The sequence below is a fragment of the Candidatus Pandoraea novymonadis genome (assembly GCF_003004665.1).
In the GTDB taxonomy this organism is placed as follows: Bacteria; Pseudomonadota; Gammaproteobacteria; order Burkholderiales; family Burkholderiaceae; genus Pandoraea; species Pandoraea novymonadis.
The window spans coordinates 762,782-777,317 of record NZ_MUHY01000001.1 but is presented as its reverse complement, the minus strand read 5'-3'; the positions used below and the strand labels follow the sequence as shown (position 1 = coordinate 777,317).

10 protein-coding genes and 2 pseudogenes are annotated in these 14,536 nt (G+C 44.2%); 5 read left to right on the top strand and 7 right to left on the bottom strand.

Annotated elements, in window-relative coordinates:
* Positions 1 to 115: 115 nt before the first annotated feature.
* On the bottom strand, positions 116 to 1,348 hold the full coding sequence (locus tag BZL35_RS03245) for an MFS transporter (protein ID WP_106182742.1): 1,233 nt from the start codon (positions 1,346 to 1,348) through the stop codon (positions 116 to 118).
* A gap of 458 nt (positions 1,349 to 1,806) precedes the next feature.
* On the opposite strand from BZL35_RS03245, the pseudogene secA reads away from it, so the two are divergent.
* The 5 genes and pseudogenes from secA to BZL35_RS03225 form a co-directional block, all read left to right on the top strand.
* A pseudogene (gene secA / locus BZL35_RS03240) lies at positions 1,807 to 4,408 on the top strand (preprotein translocase subunit SecA); the annotation flags it as partial.
* Positions 4,409 to 4,485: 77 nt separating this feature from the next.
* A pseudogene (locus tag BZL35_RS05095) lies at positions 4,486 to 4,566 on the top strand (SEC-C metal-binding domain-containing protein); the annotation flags it as partial.
* 93 nt (positions 4,567 to 4,659) lie between these two features.
* Positions 4,660 to 5,889: a bifunctional glutamate N-acetyltransferase/amino-acid acetyltransferase ArgJ gene (gene argJ, locus BZL35_RS03235; RefSeq protein WP_106182740.1), complete on the top strand. Its 1,230-nt coding sequence runs from the start codon at positions 4,660 to 4,662 to the stop codon at positions 5,887 to 5,889.
* Between the two features lie 55 nt (positions 5,890 to 5,944).
* Complete coding sequence (locus tag BZL35_RS03230) at positions 5,945 to 6,835, top strand: ATP-binding protein (RefSeq protein WP_106182739.1); 891 nt, start codon at positions 5,945 to 5,947, stop codon at positions 6,833 to 6,835.
* Between the two features lie 8 nt (positions 6,836 to 6,843).
* Positions 6,844 to 7,284: an NUDIX domain-containing protein gene (locus BZL35_RS03225; RefSeq protein WP_106182738.1), complete on the top strand. Its 441-nt coding sequence runs from the start codon at positions 6,844 to 6,846 to the stop codon at positions 7,282 to 7,284.
* A gap of 90 nt (positions 7,285 to 7,374) precedes the next feature.
* On the opposite strand, the gene BZL35_RS03220 is transcribed toward BZL35_RS03225, so the two are convergent.
* From BZL35_RS03220 to gyrB, 6 genes are all read right to left on the bottom strand, one after another.
* Positions 7,375 to 7,572 (bottom strand): DNA gyrase inhibitor YacG, encoded by a 198-nt coding sequence (locus BZL35_RS03220; RefSeq protein ID WP_106182737.1) that lies wholly within the window; start codon positions 7,570 to 7,572, stop codon positions 7,375 to 7,377.
* Between the two features lie 5 nt (positions 7,573 to 7,577).
* On the bottom strand, positions 7,578 to 8,336 hold the full coding sequence (gene zapD / locus BZL35_RS03215; RefSeq protein WP_106182736.1) for a cell division protein ZapD: 759 nt from the start codon (positions 8,334 to 8,336) through the stop codon (positions 7,578 to 7,580).
* Between the two features lie 119 nt (positions 8,337 to 8,455).
* The gene (coaE, locus tag BZL35_RS03210) at positions 8,456 to 9,082 is read right to left on the bottom strand and encodes a dephospho-CoA kinase (protein ID WP_106182879.1); all 627 of its coding nucleotides are present in this window, start codon (positions 9,080 to 9,082) and stop codon (positions 8,456 to 8,458) included.
* A complete protein-coding gene (locus BZL35_RS03205; RefSeq protein ID WP_181276540.1) occupies positions 9,082 to 9,792 on the bottom strand; it encodes a prepilin peptidase in 711 nt (236 codons plus the stop codon). The genes coaE and BZL35_RS03205 overlap by 1 nt, the downstream gene beginning before the upstream one ends.
* A 1,001-nt stretch (positions 9,793 to 10,793) precedes the next feature.
* The gene (locus BZL35_RS03200) at positions 10,794 to 11,657 is read right to left on the bottom strand and encodes a transporter associated domain-containing protein (protein WP_106182734.1); all 864 of its coding nucleotides are present in this window, start codon (positions 11,655 to 11,657) and stop codon (positions 10,794 to 10,796) included.
* A gap of 386 nt (positions 11,658 to 12,043) precedes the next feature.
* Positions 12,044 to 14,518, bottom strand: a complete 2,475-nt coding sequence (gene gyrB / locus BZL35_RS03195) for a DNA topoisomerase (ATP-hydrolyzing) subunit B (RefSeq protein WP_106182733.1) — start codon at positions 14,516 to 14,518, stop codon at positions 12,044 to 12,046.
* Positions 14,519 to 14,536: the final 18 nt, after the last annotated feature.

Sequence of the window (14,536 nt, the reverse complement as noted above, 5' to 3'; positions counted from 1 at the left end):
CGATAGATAGTAAGAGCAGAGGAGGGAGCTCAATAGTCCGCTTTATTTTGAAGAAGAGCGCTATGATCTCAAAATAGATATCGACTGACATTTTGGCACTTGATTTTTTTAGCGGTTACATTGCGACCCGCTTGGGGTTTTCTAGATCTGGCAGGAAAAGTGTGAAAATCCCAAGTAGTGGTAAAAATGAACAAATATGGTAAACAAAGTCAATGTTTCTGACATCTGCCAGTATACCCAACGCCGCTGCACCGATACCCCCCATGCCAAATGCGAAACCGAAGAAAAAACCTGATACCGTACCGACTTTGCCTGGTACCAACTCCTGTGCATATACTAGAATTGCAGAGAATGCTGATGCCAAAATCACGCCGATCAATATGGTGAGGATGGTTGTCCAAAATAAATTGGCGTAAGGCAATATCAATGCAAATGGCGCTGACCCTAGGAGAGATCCCCAAATTACAGCTTTACGACCAATGCAGTCGCTCAATGGCCCGCCAATTATTGTGCCTACTGCTACAGCGAATAGAAAAACGAACAAATGTACCTGTGCATTTTGCAATGAAATATGAAACTTACTAATAAGGTAGAACGTTAAATAACTATTGATGCTTGCTAGATAGAAATATTTTGAAAAAATGAGCAATAGCAAAATACCAATCGCGAGTAGCACTTTATTGCGATTTAAAGACATTGAATGTCTACGAGTCTTAGTAGGCTTGTTCTTCTGTACTACACGTTGTATTGCATACCAACGACTTACTTGTATCAAAACAAAGATTGCTATGAGTGCGGCAAGTGAAAACCATGCTAGGCTACCTTGTCCGTTCGGGACTATGATTAGCGCTGCCAACAGTGGGCCGAGCGACGAACCAACATTACCGCCAACTTGGAATAGCGACTGCGCCATGCCATGCCGCCCTCCTGAGGCTATGTGTGCAACGCGTGACGATTCCGGATGAAAGACTGATGAACCAATTCCCACGAGGGCTGCGGCAACGAGTAGGCATACGAAATTTGGTGCAAAAGACAGGGAAAGAAGCCCCATCAGCGTGAAGCCCATTCCGATAGGTAAAGAATAGGGTTTGGGATGGTGATCTGTATATATACCGACAAGGGGTTGTAGTACCGATGCCGTCATTTGGTATATGAACGTAATGAGGCCAACTTCTGAAAAACTTAGGGAAAACGAGATCTTCAGTAATGGATAGACTGCTACAATTAACGATTGCATCATATCGTTGAGCAGATGTGAAAAACTGAGGGCAGCTAACACACTAAATGACGCACCTTGCGTGATTAACGCGGAGACTGCCACGGAAGGGGTAGCAGATTGACTCGACATGAGAGATAAACGAAAAAGACAGGTTTTAGAAACCAGTTGTATTGGATCTCAGAAACAAAAAAAGCCACAATCATCTTCTGATGATTCTTCATGACCCTACGTAAGGCTCAATTGTAACATGTACTGTTGTTATAGTTGTAATAAAGCACGTTCGTGGTTTTAATAGTTCGATGCCGATGAAATTTGAACTTGCCACTTTCTATGGATTAAAAAATTCTTAACTGGCAAGTACACAATCTCGAGATCTATCTAAGTAACTGCTTAATCTTCCTTAAACTGGATGTGTCATACTGACTAGCAACATGCCACTATATTTACTTTACTAAACCAAATACTTTAGAGTAACAGCTCGTTGTAACACGTCATGCTAAAATATTCCTTTTGAATATTTGTGAAAATCCGTTCTGACGATGTATCCAGAATCGGAGTGAATCGCAGTCATACTAACTAATGATCCGATGATCCCTGGCCTTCTCCAAAAAATATTTGGCAGCCGCAACCAACGGCTCATCAAGCGCTACCAGAAAATTGTCGAGGCAATTAATGCAATCGAGCCAAAAATCGTTGCTTTGAGCGATACTGAGCTGCGCGGCAAGACCGATGAATTTAAGCAACGCTTAGCGCAAGGAGCTGTCCTCGATTCGCTCCTCGTAGAAGCATTCGCGGTTTGCCGCGAAGCCGGCCAGCGTGTACTCAAAATGCGTCATTTCGATGTACAGTTAATTGGTGGGATGGCATTGCACTACGGTAAGATTGCTGAAATGCGCACGGGCGAAGGAAAAACGTTTGTAGCTACGCTGCCAGCCTACCTAAACGCACTTGCTGGGAAGGGCGTTCATGTGATTACAGTGAATGATTACCTGGCGCAGCGTGATGCTGAATGGATGGAGGGACTGTATAACTTCTTGGGTCTGTCAGTTGGTATCAATCTTTCTGAGATGCTGCATGCACAAAAGCAAGCCGCTTATGCTGCAGACATCACTTACGGCACCAATAACGAGTTTGGTTTTGATTATCTACGTGACAACATGGTCTACGAGACTAATCAACGCGTGCAACGCACTTTGTCCTACGCAATTGTAGACGAGGTTGATTCCATTTTGATTGACGAAGCACGTACACCGTTGATTATTTCAGGTGAAGCGGAAGACAACACTGAACTGTACCTTAAGATAGACGGCTTGCCGAAACTGTTGAAACGTCAGATTGGAGAAGAAAAATTAGATGGAACAGGTGTCGAAGTGCCGGGTGATTATACTCTCGATGAAAAGGCTCGACAGGTTTTTTTAACTGAACAAGGTCACGAAAAGGCGGAACAGATTTTGTTACAGTGGGGCATGATCTCGCAAGGCGAGAGCCTTTACTCCCCGCATAACATTTCTCTGATGCATCATGTGTACGCTGCCTTACGCGCGCGGGCGCTGTTTCATCGTGATCAGCATTATGTTGTGCAGAACAATGAGATTATTATTGTTGATGAATTTACTGGTCGTTTGATGAGCGGTCGTCGTTGGTCGGAAGGCTTGCATCAAGCTATTGAAGCAAAAGAGCGTGTTCATATCCAGCACGAAAATCAAACGTTGGCGTCGATCACTTTCCAGAATTATTTCCGCATGTACGCGAAGCTTTCTGGGATGACAGGTACCGCTGATACTGAAGCCTACGAATTTAATGAGATTTATCATCTTGAGACGGTTATTATTCCTACTAATCGTCCAAATAAGCGTCAGGATCGCCAAGATCAGATCTATAAAACGGCGAAAGAGAAATACGATGCGATTATCAAAGATATTCGGGGTTGTGTCGAACGTGGGCAACCAGTGCTTGTTGGGACGACATCGATTGAAACCTCAGAGTATCTGTCGCAGTTACTAGTCAGCGAAAAATTATCTCACCAGGTGCTCAATGCTAAGCAACACTCACGTGAGGCTGAAATTGTTGCTCAGGCAGGGCGTCCGGGAGTGATTACAATCGCTACAAATATGGCGGGGCGTGGTACGGACATCGTATTGGGGGGTAATGTTGAAAAGCAGGCGGCTATAGTTGAGGCCGATTCGACCATTACTAGTCAGGAAAAGACTAGGCGCGTGAAGCAATTGCATGATGAATGGCAAGGTTTGCATGAGCAGGTCACAGCGGTTGGTGGTTTACATATAATTGGCACTGAACGTCATGAATCACGCAGGATTGATAATCAATTGCGTGGCCGTTCTGCTCGACAGGGGAATCCTGGCTCTTCACGTTTTTATTTGTCACTGGAAGATCCGCTCTTACGCATCTTTGCAAGCGACCGAGTGCGCGCTATCATGGACCGTCTAAAAATGCCGGAAGGTGAGGCGATTGAAGCTGGTATCGTGTCACGTTCGATTGAGTCGGCGCAACGTAAGGTCGAAGCTCGTAACTTCGATGTGCGTAAGCAGCTACTTGAATATGATGACGTAGCGAATGATCAGCGTAAGGTTATTTATCAGCAGCGTAATGAGTTGCTTGAAGCCATCGATATTTCTGAAAGTGTCGCCAGTATGCGTCAAAGTGTATTTGATGACATTTTGCGTAACTTCGTACCTATTCGCTCCTTCGAGGAGCAATGGGATCTGCAGGGGCTCGAAAGGAAATTATCGGAAGAGTGGCAGCTCGATTTGCCATTAATATCAAAACTTGATAGTGTTGATCTTGAGGATGAAGATATCCGCCAACAGGTGTTGGCGGCTGCTGAAGTCTCATATAACGCTAAGGTTGCTCAGGTCGGCCGAGAGTCATTTTCTGGTTTTGAACGTTCCGTAATGTTACAAAGTATAGATATACATTGGCGAGAACATTTAGCGGCGCTTGATCATTTGCGTCAGGGGATTCATCTACGAGGCTACGCACAGATGAATCCGAAACAGGAATACAAGCGTGAAGCGTTTGACTTGTTCTCGCAGTTGCTGGATGCCATTAAGTTCGACGTGACGCGTGCCATCATGAATGTACGTATTCAATCCTCGGAAGAAATTGATCTGGTGTCGGAGGAATTTGGGCGTGGTATCAGTCAATTGGCTAACGTTGATTTACAGCATGGAGAGATGGCCGAAAACTTAAGAGGCGACGCATCGTCTGCGTTTCCCATTTCTACTTCGGCCGAAAGTGAACTTTTTTTACCGAAGGTTGGGCGCAATGAGCCATGTCCTTGCGGTCGCGGCAAAAAATATAAGTATTGTCACGGCAGACTGCTTTGAGATATGTAATGTGTAAGCTGTAGGATTTCGGTTCTTTTCCATAAGCTATTTTGACGTCAATGTGTTTTCTTTCCTTCTTTTGGGTTGGTACTCATGGCTGTTAATTTCCCCTTGATCAAACCTGTGCAATTATATGCCGTCCCCGGTATTGAACTAGGATGGGCTGAAGCGCATATCCGCAAACCAAATCGTAAAGACTTGTTAGTCATTCATTTGGCTGAATGTAGTAGAGTCGCAGGAATTTTTACGAAGAATCGATTCTGTGCGGCACCAGTGACCGTGTGTCAGGAACATCTTTCTGCGAGTGCTGGTATTCGGGCGCTCGTTGTGAACACTGGTAATGCTAATGCAGGTACTGGCGAATCGGGTATTCTGGCAACACGTCAGACGTGCGCTGCACTCGCAGATTTGTTGAGTATAGAGCCGAATCAAGTACTACCATTTTCCACAGGCGTTATTATGGAGCCACTGCCGGTGGATCGTTTAATTTCAGGATTACCGCAAGCCATTGGAAATTTAAAGAGTACAAATTGGTTTGAAGCCGCTCAGTCGATTATGACGACGGACACCCTGCCGAAGGCAGCTTCGCATCAAATCACGATCAATGATCATTGTGTAACGCTAACAGGTATCAGTAAGGGTGCTGGCATGATTCACCCGAATATGGCGACCATGTTAGGTTTTGTATGTACTGATGCTCGTGTAACGCAGCCTGTGCTCAATACATTGGTGAAAGATGTGGCCGACCTTTCTTTCAATGCTATCACAATAGATGGAGATACCTCCACGAACGATTCATTTATCGTTGTTGCGACTGGACAGACGGATTTGCCAGAAATTACACGAACTGATTCTCCAGAATACTTTATCCTCCGCAATGCCATATTATCTCTGTCGCAGAGATTGGCACAATTGATTGTGAGGGATGCTGAAGGCGCGACCAAATTTATTACAATTACTGTTGAGGGGGGGGGTAACGTTTCCGAATGCCGTCAAATTGCTTATGCCATCGGCCATTCACCGTTGGTGAAAACAGCCTTCTTTGCTTCGGATCCAAACCTAGGACGTATCCTTGCTGCTATTGGTTATGCAGAGGTGCCCGATCTTGATGTGAGTCAAATTGATTTATATCTTGATGATGTTTTTGTTGCTCGTGCGGGTGGTCGTCATCCCGAGTATCGTGAGGAAGATGGTCAGCGTGTCATGCAGCAATCGGAGATCATAGTGCGCGTAGTGCTTGGACGTGGTGATGCACATGCGACAGTGTGGACATGTGATTTATCGTATGATTACGTGAAAATAAATGCTGATTACCGTTCTTGATTATTTTTACCTGATAAGTACTCATTTTCAGAGCGTGTGAGGCTCTTTGATACATATGGATAAGCTTGATCAATTTTTGACACGTGCCGAAGGCGTGCTGACACGTCTGGAATCCATGTTGCCGCCTGCTGTGCCGCAAATCGATTGGTATACAGCGAGGGCGTTTCGCTGGCGTAAAAAGCAGGGGTCCGGCTATTTACAAGTGGTGCCCCGTGTTATTCCTATTAACCTGCGAGATTTGAAAAATATCGACCATCAGAAAATGGTGATTGAAAGAAATACATGGCAGTTCGTGCGTGGTAAGCCGGCGAATAATGTGCTATTGACAGGTGCTCGTGGTACGGGAAAATCCTCGTTGATCAAAGCTTGTCTGAATGCTTATTCCGAGCAAGGATTGCGTCTCATCGAAGTTGACAAGGATGATTTATCAGATCTTGGTGATATTGTTAGTCTTATCTCTGAACGTATCGAGCGATTCATCGTATTTTGCGATGATTTGTCCTTCGAGGAAGGAGAGTCAGGCTATAAGGCACTTAAAGTGGCACTTGATGGGTCGATTGCCGGCTCATCGGATAATATTCTGATCTATGCAACTTCAAATCGTCGGCATTTGATGCCGGAATATTTGCGTGACAATGAAAGTTATCGTCACACAGAAGATGGCGAAATTCATCCAGGCGAGGTAATTGAGGAGAAGAATTCATTGTCAGAACGTTTTGGGCTGTGGATGAGCTTCTATCCCTTTAAGCAAGATGATTACCTGATGATTGTTGAACATTGGCTTAAACACTTTGGTATCGCAGAAAACACCTTTGATTTGGTACGTCCAGAAGCGCTGATGTGGGCGTTAGAGCGTGGTTCACGCTCGGGTCGTGTCGCTTTTCAGTTTGCACGCGATTGGGCGGGGAAAAATTGTGATGCTATCCAGTCCAGCTCTTTTAAATAAATATCCTTATGATTGCTGCTGTTATTAATACAGCGCTGGACCGGCGTCCTGTCATCGAAGTTGCTGTCGGTATAATGATCGATCAGCCCGATGACGTTGTATTGCTAGGACAGCGGCCAGCCGGTAAATCCTATGCAGGTTATTGGGAATTTCCTGGGGGAAAGATTGAAGTTGGTGAGACGGTTGAGGCTGCACTTGAGCGTGAATTACATGAAGAGTTGGGGGTGACAGTTAAGCGTTGTGAACGATGGAAAGTGTTAGAGCACTGCTATCCGCATGCTCATGTACGTTTATATTTCTGTAAAGTGAGAGCTTGGACTGGCGTACCTCATGGTCGTGAAGGACAGGTGCTGATGTGGCAAAAGCCACCGTTCAGCTTGGTACCACTATTACCTACAGTATTATCTATAGTGAATTTTCTGGTGGCAGAACTGGTGGGGGATGATTGATGATACTCTACGCGAAAGAGAGTGAATTGGATATCTAGAAAAATCTTAACTGGTTTTGTATTTGCGCTTTGAGATATGTTGTGGAATATCTTATAAATCCTCGATGGAGGGAAGCAAGTTTTTCCTTGCTGGATCTTCCGTTGTTTCTGATGGAATAGTGTATTTCTCGGTGGCCCAGGCGCCCATGTCAATTTTTTTACAGCGATCACTACAAAACGGACGAAAGAGTGCTTCTGGCCCCCATAATATTCTTTCCCCACAGTTTGGACAGTTGATGAAAGTCGTCATAAGATTTAAAGACTACAGAGAGTGAGTAGGAAAGGCACATTGCTAGTAATGCGCCTTGGGCGCATGTCACCATCTTGGTCAGTGAAGCGTACCCATAGCATGTATTTGTTGGCACTAGCCTCAGGAATGACATTTAAAGTAGCAGTTACTTGTACTTGTATGAGTTGATAGAGAACCCGCCCTGTCAGCGTTTTTTGATAGCTACCATTTTCCGCTATAACTTTGCTGATATGACCGGTTTCTCTGGTAAGCCCGAGGATGATAGTGATTGCATCGTTTAGTGGTAACAGCGGCGCAATCCATTTTTCGATGTCTTCCCTACGTTCTTCTGCGGGGTGATGACGCCACGCGTAATAAGCAGGTAAATCAAAACAGCATGTCCCCCCAGGAATCACGGAACGATAACGAATGGATGATAACCATTCGTTATCATTGAGATGATGCCCTAGTTTTCCAATAATTTTATTCAAATCTAGCAATGTTCGCTTAATTTTTTCGATAAGGTTTTCAAGGGTATCTATCTGGATATTAGGGTTTCCACGATATGTTTCTAGCCCTTGCCGCTGACGGTCGAGTTCTTTGATGAGATCAGTCTTCAGGTCGGAGCGGCCGGCGATATCAGCGATCTCGAATAGTTTGATAAGTGCGGTATGATGATTAAGTGGTTGATTTTGAGCGATGAAGAATGTGAAGTGTTGGAACAATTCTTCCAGTCGCAGTAGTGTTCGAATGCGTTCGTTTAGTGGATATTCGTACAGGATCAAGCGCGTCAGTCCAAGAAGTTAATGTAGTATCTGCCATATTCTAATGCCCTACTTCGCACAGTGGCAATGTGTATGGTTTTATGGACTTTACAATGGATTCACGAAAAACCTACATATTTTTATTGCCATGAGATCTCCTTGGCTGTCTTTTTTGCTAAGCTGAGATAGCGTTTGTGCAGGCACTTTACCTGCAAGGTGATCGGTGGAGCACGGTCGTTATTGTCGATAATGTCATCCGCAGATGCTCGTCGTTCGGCACGTCCAGCTTGTCGCGCAATAATGGAGAGTACTTGTTCACGTGTGAAGTTGTTGCGGGCCATTACACGTGCGATTTGAGTTTCTTCCTCGCAATCGATGATCACAATGCGCTGTATGCGTGGCCGCCACCATGCCTTGGATTCAATGAGCAGGGGGACAACGAATATTAGATAAGGTTCATTGGATTTAGAAGAAGCTTGCTCACATTTGGCGCGTATGAGCGGGTGAGTGATCGCTTCAAGTGCTGCTTTTGCTTTTTTATCTTTGAAAACAAGTGCTCGCATGCGGTTTCGGTCGAGTGAGCCGTCTGGAGCGATGAAGTTTGAGCCAAACGTTGTTCGGATTGATGTCATGGCTGCACCATGAGATGAGGTTATTTCGTGTGCGATGCTGTCTGTATCGATAATAGGGACGCCATGTCTGGCAAAGAGGTTTGCGACAGTTGTTTTACCACTGCCGATTCCACCGGTTAGGCCAATTCGATATATCACGAAGAAATGTCCAACCAGTATGTGAATCCATCTCCCCATAATAAGGTAACGAGACCAGCTGAGGTGAGGAATGGCCCGAAAGCAAATGGTTGATGACGCTCGAGGGGCCGATTCAGCCATATTATGCCTGTCACGAAGAGTGCGAGAAGCGATGCGATTGTGAAAATCTGAAGAAGTGCTTTCCATCCGAACCATGCGCCTAGCAGAGAGGCTAATTTGAAATCGCCGAACCCCATGCTTTCTTTCTTCTGAAACAACTTGTAAAGCCAGTAAAGCAGCCATAGGCTTAAATAACCAACAGCGGCACCGATCACAGCAGTTGGCAATGAGGTGAACCAATGACCGAGATTGCACAGCAGTCCAACCCATAAGAGTGGCAGCACGATGATATCTGGTAACAGCTGCGTATCGGCGTCTATTACTGCAAGCGTGATTAACGCATAGGCTAATATCATTGCTCCTATTGCCTGCCATGTTGGACCGAAGCGCGATCCAATCAACGTGCCGAGTATTATCGATGTGATTAGGATGATGGTGCGTCTAGTGCGGTTATCTGATGTCGTTGAATGAAAACAATTTAGGATAGATTCTTTTCCACATACTGATGAATAGCAGCGGATATCTGTATTGTTTGTGCTGTGTTGCATGGTCAGAAATTCGATCTGCCAAGTGCGTTCGATGATTACTGGTAGGTACTTGATAGTCATGTTGACAATCAGTCCACCAATGAGACCAAGAAGTGCGAAAAGTGTAAAATAAACCCCGATGGGGAGTTGTACGAGAATCTTTACGAATAGTGGATTTTGTAAATGAAGCATTGCTGATAGGGCTGTAGGCCTTATTCATATGGCACCAGAGTTGGCATTGGTGATACATAGTGATGGAAAAATCTGTACGATAGCTAAGGCTGGTGCGCATATTATTTCGATCACTAACATGAATGTAGTGGACCTGTTGTGTTAAGTCATTAACCAGTAGGTTGAATACCCTGTTGATTTATTCACTTTGAGTTTAGCTGGTTTCATCGGTGATGGATGTTGTTTATGAAATAAATTTCTGAAAGGCTTTACTGAGACTTAAGGGTTGTTTATAGCGATGCACATCTCGCTGCATGAGGTAGGCTGCCATTCTCAAAGCTAACACAATGGCTGCTAAGGTTGTCCTGAAATGTTTATTGTTAGGTGGTAAAAGCCTACACAATTCCTCGAACGTCGAGACTTCAATGTCGAAGCCGCTCTAATTCCATCTTTGAGTGATCTTGGATAAGGACATGGAGGAACTAATCATTCATATCATAAAAAGGTTGTCAAAGATATTGATCTCACATGAAAAATCTGTCTATTTTTAAAGCACTGACTTGGTTTCTATAAGTATCAGTTTACGTTTGTGAATAAATTGCTATGTATTGAGTGGATATAGCATCTTCTAGCAACGATTTTTCTATAATTTTGAGATGTAATTAACACGACCTTAATTTTTGCGTATTGTATGTCGATGATGGTATCTTTGCTTGTTCATCATAATCTATGAGGATCGATGTTCTCTGCCGCAGAAATATATCATATAGGCAAGTGGATGAGGCAAAAGAAAAGCGATTAAAAGAAATGGGAGACACTCCCAAACGATTCTTTGATATTAATAATTAAATCTTAAATCAGAAGTCACTTATGGGTTCTTTTTGAAGCATGATGAGTTAGTTTTAATCTTATTAATGGTCTTGTACGATAGGTTTTAAGGCTGGTCGGAAAAGACGTACGGTTTGAATTGCTTGATTATCGATTTTCATGATTTCCATGCGGCAGCCGTCGATTTCCATACTGACGCAGGCTTCTGGAATTTCGCGTAGCGTCTCGAGAATCAGCCCATTGAGTGTTTTCGGGCCTTTTGTTGATAGTTGTATGCCAAGTTGGCGGTTGATATCGCGTAGGCTCACCGCGCCGTTAATGATGCAGTCCCCCTTCAAGGTCCAGCCTGATTGGTTATAGTTTGAGATAATACGTAAGTCGTTCGTGAATTCACTAATTAGCTCTTTAATAATGTCTTCACTTGTTATGAGTCCTTTCACCTCACCATATTCATTAACGACTAAGCCGACGCTCCGGTGATTTTCTTCAAAGTATTGAAGCTGTTGCAACGCGGACGTGTCGCTAGGGATGAAGTATGGTTCTACCAATTTATTTCGAAGCGTGTCGACTGTTAAATTATCAGAATTTCGGAGGACCGAAAGCATGCAACGTATATGAAGGATGCCGACGATATTATCAATTTCAGTGTCGTAGACAGGTAGTTTGTTGTGGTAGCAGATCTCCAATTGTTGTAGAAGTTCCTCTAGTGGGGCAGAGATATCAAGTGCTTCGATGTGCGCACGTGGGACCATCACATCTTCAACTGTGATCTTTTTAAGATCTAGAAGGTTAAGCGGTAGACTGCTTGGTTTTTTCTGTATGTAATTACTAGTTTTGAGGATGACAGGGTGGAGTTCGTCTCTGCTTATTTTTGCTTCTGTTATGGTTTTTCGCTTAAAGATTCCGAAAACTTTTAATAACGCTCGCACGAAGGTATTCAGTGCCATATGAGTGGAGATGAGAGGCTTATGAGGAGTTTGAGAATGAAAGGAGTAGGTATTCTATGTATTCAAGAAACGTAAATTGACAATTTTGTATGGTCTCTCAGAGAAGAAGACGAGATATCATCATTATCAAAGTAATGCAAGGACTGGAGGGATGCTAAATTTGGTATGAGAAGCTTCCATCACGGTTTTGCAGCAGATGCTGAGTGCTGTGGTACTCATTAATTGCACAAGTAGTAGATAATTAAGTACCACAACGCTTGTGATATCGAAAAAAACGGAAAAAAAATCAGTAAATGGATCAAGTTATATGCATAACAATCAGAGGCTCTTAAGAGGATGAAGAAGCAGTCTGTGTATATTCTATTTGAGAACGCGAGAGGAACATATTAAATGTCAATATTTGCTGCGCGCAAGGCATTCGTTTCGATGAATGCACGTCGCAATTCGACATCATCACCCATCAATGTTGTAAAAATGTCATCAGCAGCGATCGCATCTTCGATCTTAACCTGTAGTAAACGGCGCGTCATTGGATCCATCGTTGTGTCCCAAAGCTGCTGAGCATTCATCTCACCCAAACCTTTATAGCGCTGTTTACTAACATTACGCTCAGCATCGGTCATTAACCAACGCATCGCACTCTTGAAGTTCCTCACAGCTTGTGAACGATCACCGCGCTTAATCAGTGCACCTTCACGGATTAAGCCATTGAATGTCTCAGCAGTCTTTTGTAATTGCTCAAAATCTTCTGTCTTCAAGAAATTTTCATCAAGAATACTGACCTTTACGTTGCCATGGTGACGCCGCTCCACACGAAGTGAAGCTTGATGCTGAGCTGTTTCATCGAACAAGGTATGTACAACAATTTCTTGTGCCAATGGATCATCTTTCAAGACGTTGCGTAGAATTTGTGCTGTTGCGTTAGCAGCTGCCTCATTGCTCAAGTCGATAATGATGCCATCCGTAATCGCATGGAGAACCACTGGCTCGATGAATCGTCCAATACGTGTAATTATTTCGTCTGACAGCAAATACGAACGAGCTAATTTTCCTAGCGCTTCTCCTGTGATTGGCGCAGCATCTTTCATTGGAACCAATGCTGCGTTTTCCAGTGCCAAGCTTATCATATGGTGATGTAGCTCTGTCGCATCCTTTAAATAACGTTCATCTCTATTCGATTTAATTTTGTATAGGGGCGGTTGTGCAATATATACATGACCATTCTCGATCAGTTCCGGGAGCTGGCGATAGAAGAACGTCAGGAGTAACGTACGAATATGTGCGCCATCTACATCGGCATCTGTCATGATTATGATACGATGATAACGTAGCTTTTTGATATTGTAGTCATCCTTACCAATTCCACAGCCCAATGCAGTAATTAGTGTCACAATCTGATCGCTAGAGATCAGTTTTTCGAAACGCGCCTTCTCAACGTTCAATACCTTGCCACGTAGCGGTAAAATTGCCTGAAATTTACGATCACGTCCTTGCTTAGCTGATCCTCCTGCAGAATCACCTTCGACAACATAGATCTCGCACAATGCAGGGTCCTTCTCCTGACAGTCTGCTAACTTGCCTGGTAGTCCAACTCCGTCGAGCACGCCCTTACGGCGTGTCATCTCTCGCGCGCGCCGCGCTGCATCTCGCGCACGTGCTGCTTCGAGAATTTTGTTGCAAATTATTTTTGCGTCGCCCGGGGTCTCCTGCAGAAATTCTTCAAGTGCCTTGGCTACATATTCCTCCACTGGCGCTCGTACTTCACTCGATACCAGCTTATCCTTGGTCTGTGAGGAGAACTTCGGTTCCGGTAGTTTCACCGATAGCACACAGGTTAGTCCTTCGCGCATATCATCGCCGCTGGTCTCAACTTTGGCTTTCTTCAGCAGCTCATTGACATCGATGTACTTGTTAATCACACGTGTCATCGCTGCCCGCAAGCCTGTCAAATGCGAGCCGCCATCACGTTGCGGAATATTGTTAGTAAAACACAGTACATTTTCGTTGTAGCTATCATTCCACTGCATAGCGACTTCTACACCAATACCTTCTTTTTCACCCTTCACGTGAAAAACATTTGGATGCAAAATGGTCTTCGATTTATTGATATATTGGACAAAGCTTTTGATGCCACCCGAAAAAGCAAATTTCTCTTCCTTACCTGTGCGCAGATCTGACAAACGAATCTGCACACCATTGTTTAGAAATGACAACTCGCGCATGCGTTTGGCCAAAATGTCGTAATGAAATTCGACTTTACCGAAAATGCTTTCATCCGGGAAGAAATGCACTTCCGTACCACGTTTTTCCGTATCGCCAATTACCTTGAGAGGAGATATCTCAACACTATCCAGCATTTGGATCTCTGGATTTTGTGGCACGCCATGACGAAATTCCATCTGGTATTTCTTGCCGTCACGTCGTATTGTCAAATGCAAAAAATCTGACAATGCATTTACACATGAAACCCCAACCCCATGTAAACCACCCGATACTTTGTAGCTGTTCTGATCAAACTTCCCGCCAGCGTGTAGTTCCGTCATGACAATCTCTGCTGCACTACGCTTTGGTTTATGCTTGTCATCGAACTTAATGTCAGTTGGAATGCCACGACCATTATCTTTGACGGAAATAGAATTATCTGCGTGAATCGTGACATGAATGTCATCGCAATAACCTGCAAGTGCCTCGTCAATTGAGTTATCTAGTACCTCAAACACCAAGTGGTGTAGACCTGTACCGTCGGAAGTGTCTCCGATGTACATACCCGGTCGCTTACGTACAGCTTCGAGACCTTCAAGGATCTGAATTTGAGCGGCGCCGTAACCATTCTCGATCCGCTGCCTCTGTTCTGCGCTCATGATAATCTTTGATTTACT

Coding starts and splice junctions, on each gene's coding strand:
- BZL35_RS03245 (WP_106182742.1), bottom strand. CDS start 1,348: ATGTCGAGTCAATCTGCTACCCCTTCCGTGGCAGTCTCCGCGTTAATC.
- argJ (WP_106182740.1), top strand. CDS start 4,660: ATGGCTGTTAATTTCCCCTTGATCAAACCTGTGCAATTATATGCCGTC.
- BZL35_RS03230 (WP_106182739.1), top strand. CDS start 5,945: ATGGATAAGCTTGATCAATTTTTGACACGTGCCGAAGGCGTGCTGACA.
- BZL35_RS03225 (WP_106182738.1), top strand. CDS start 6,844: ATGATTGCTGCTGTTATTAATACAGCGCTGGACCGGCGTCCTGTCATC.
- BZL35_RS03220 (WP_106182737.1), bottom strand. CDS start 7,572: ATGACGACTTTCATCAACTGTCCAAACTGTGGGGAAAGAATATTATGG.
- BZL35_RS03205 (WP_181276540.1), bottom strand. CDS start 9,792: ATGACTATCAAGTACCTACCAGTAATCATCGAACGCACTTGGCAGATC.
- BZL35_RS03200 (WP_106182734.1), bottom strand. CDS start 11,657: ATGGCACTGAATACCTTCGTGCGAGCGTTATTAAAAGTTTTCGGAATC.
- gyrB (WP_106182733.1), bottom strand. CDS start 14,518: ATGAGCGCAGAACAGAGGCAGCGGATCGAGAATGGTTACGGCGCCGCT.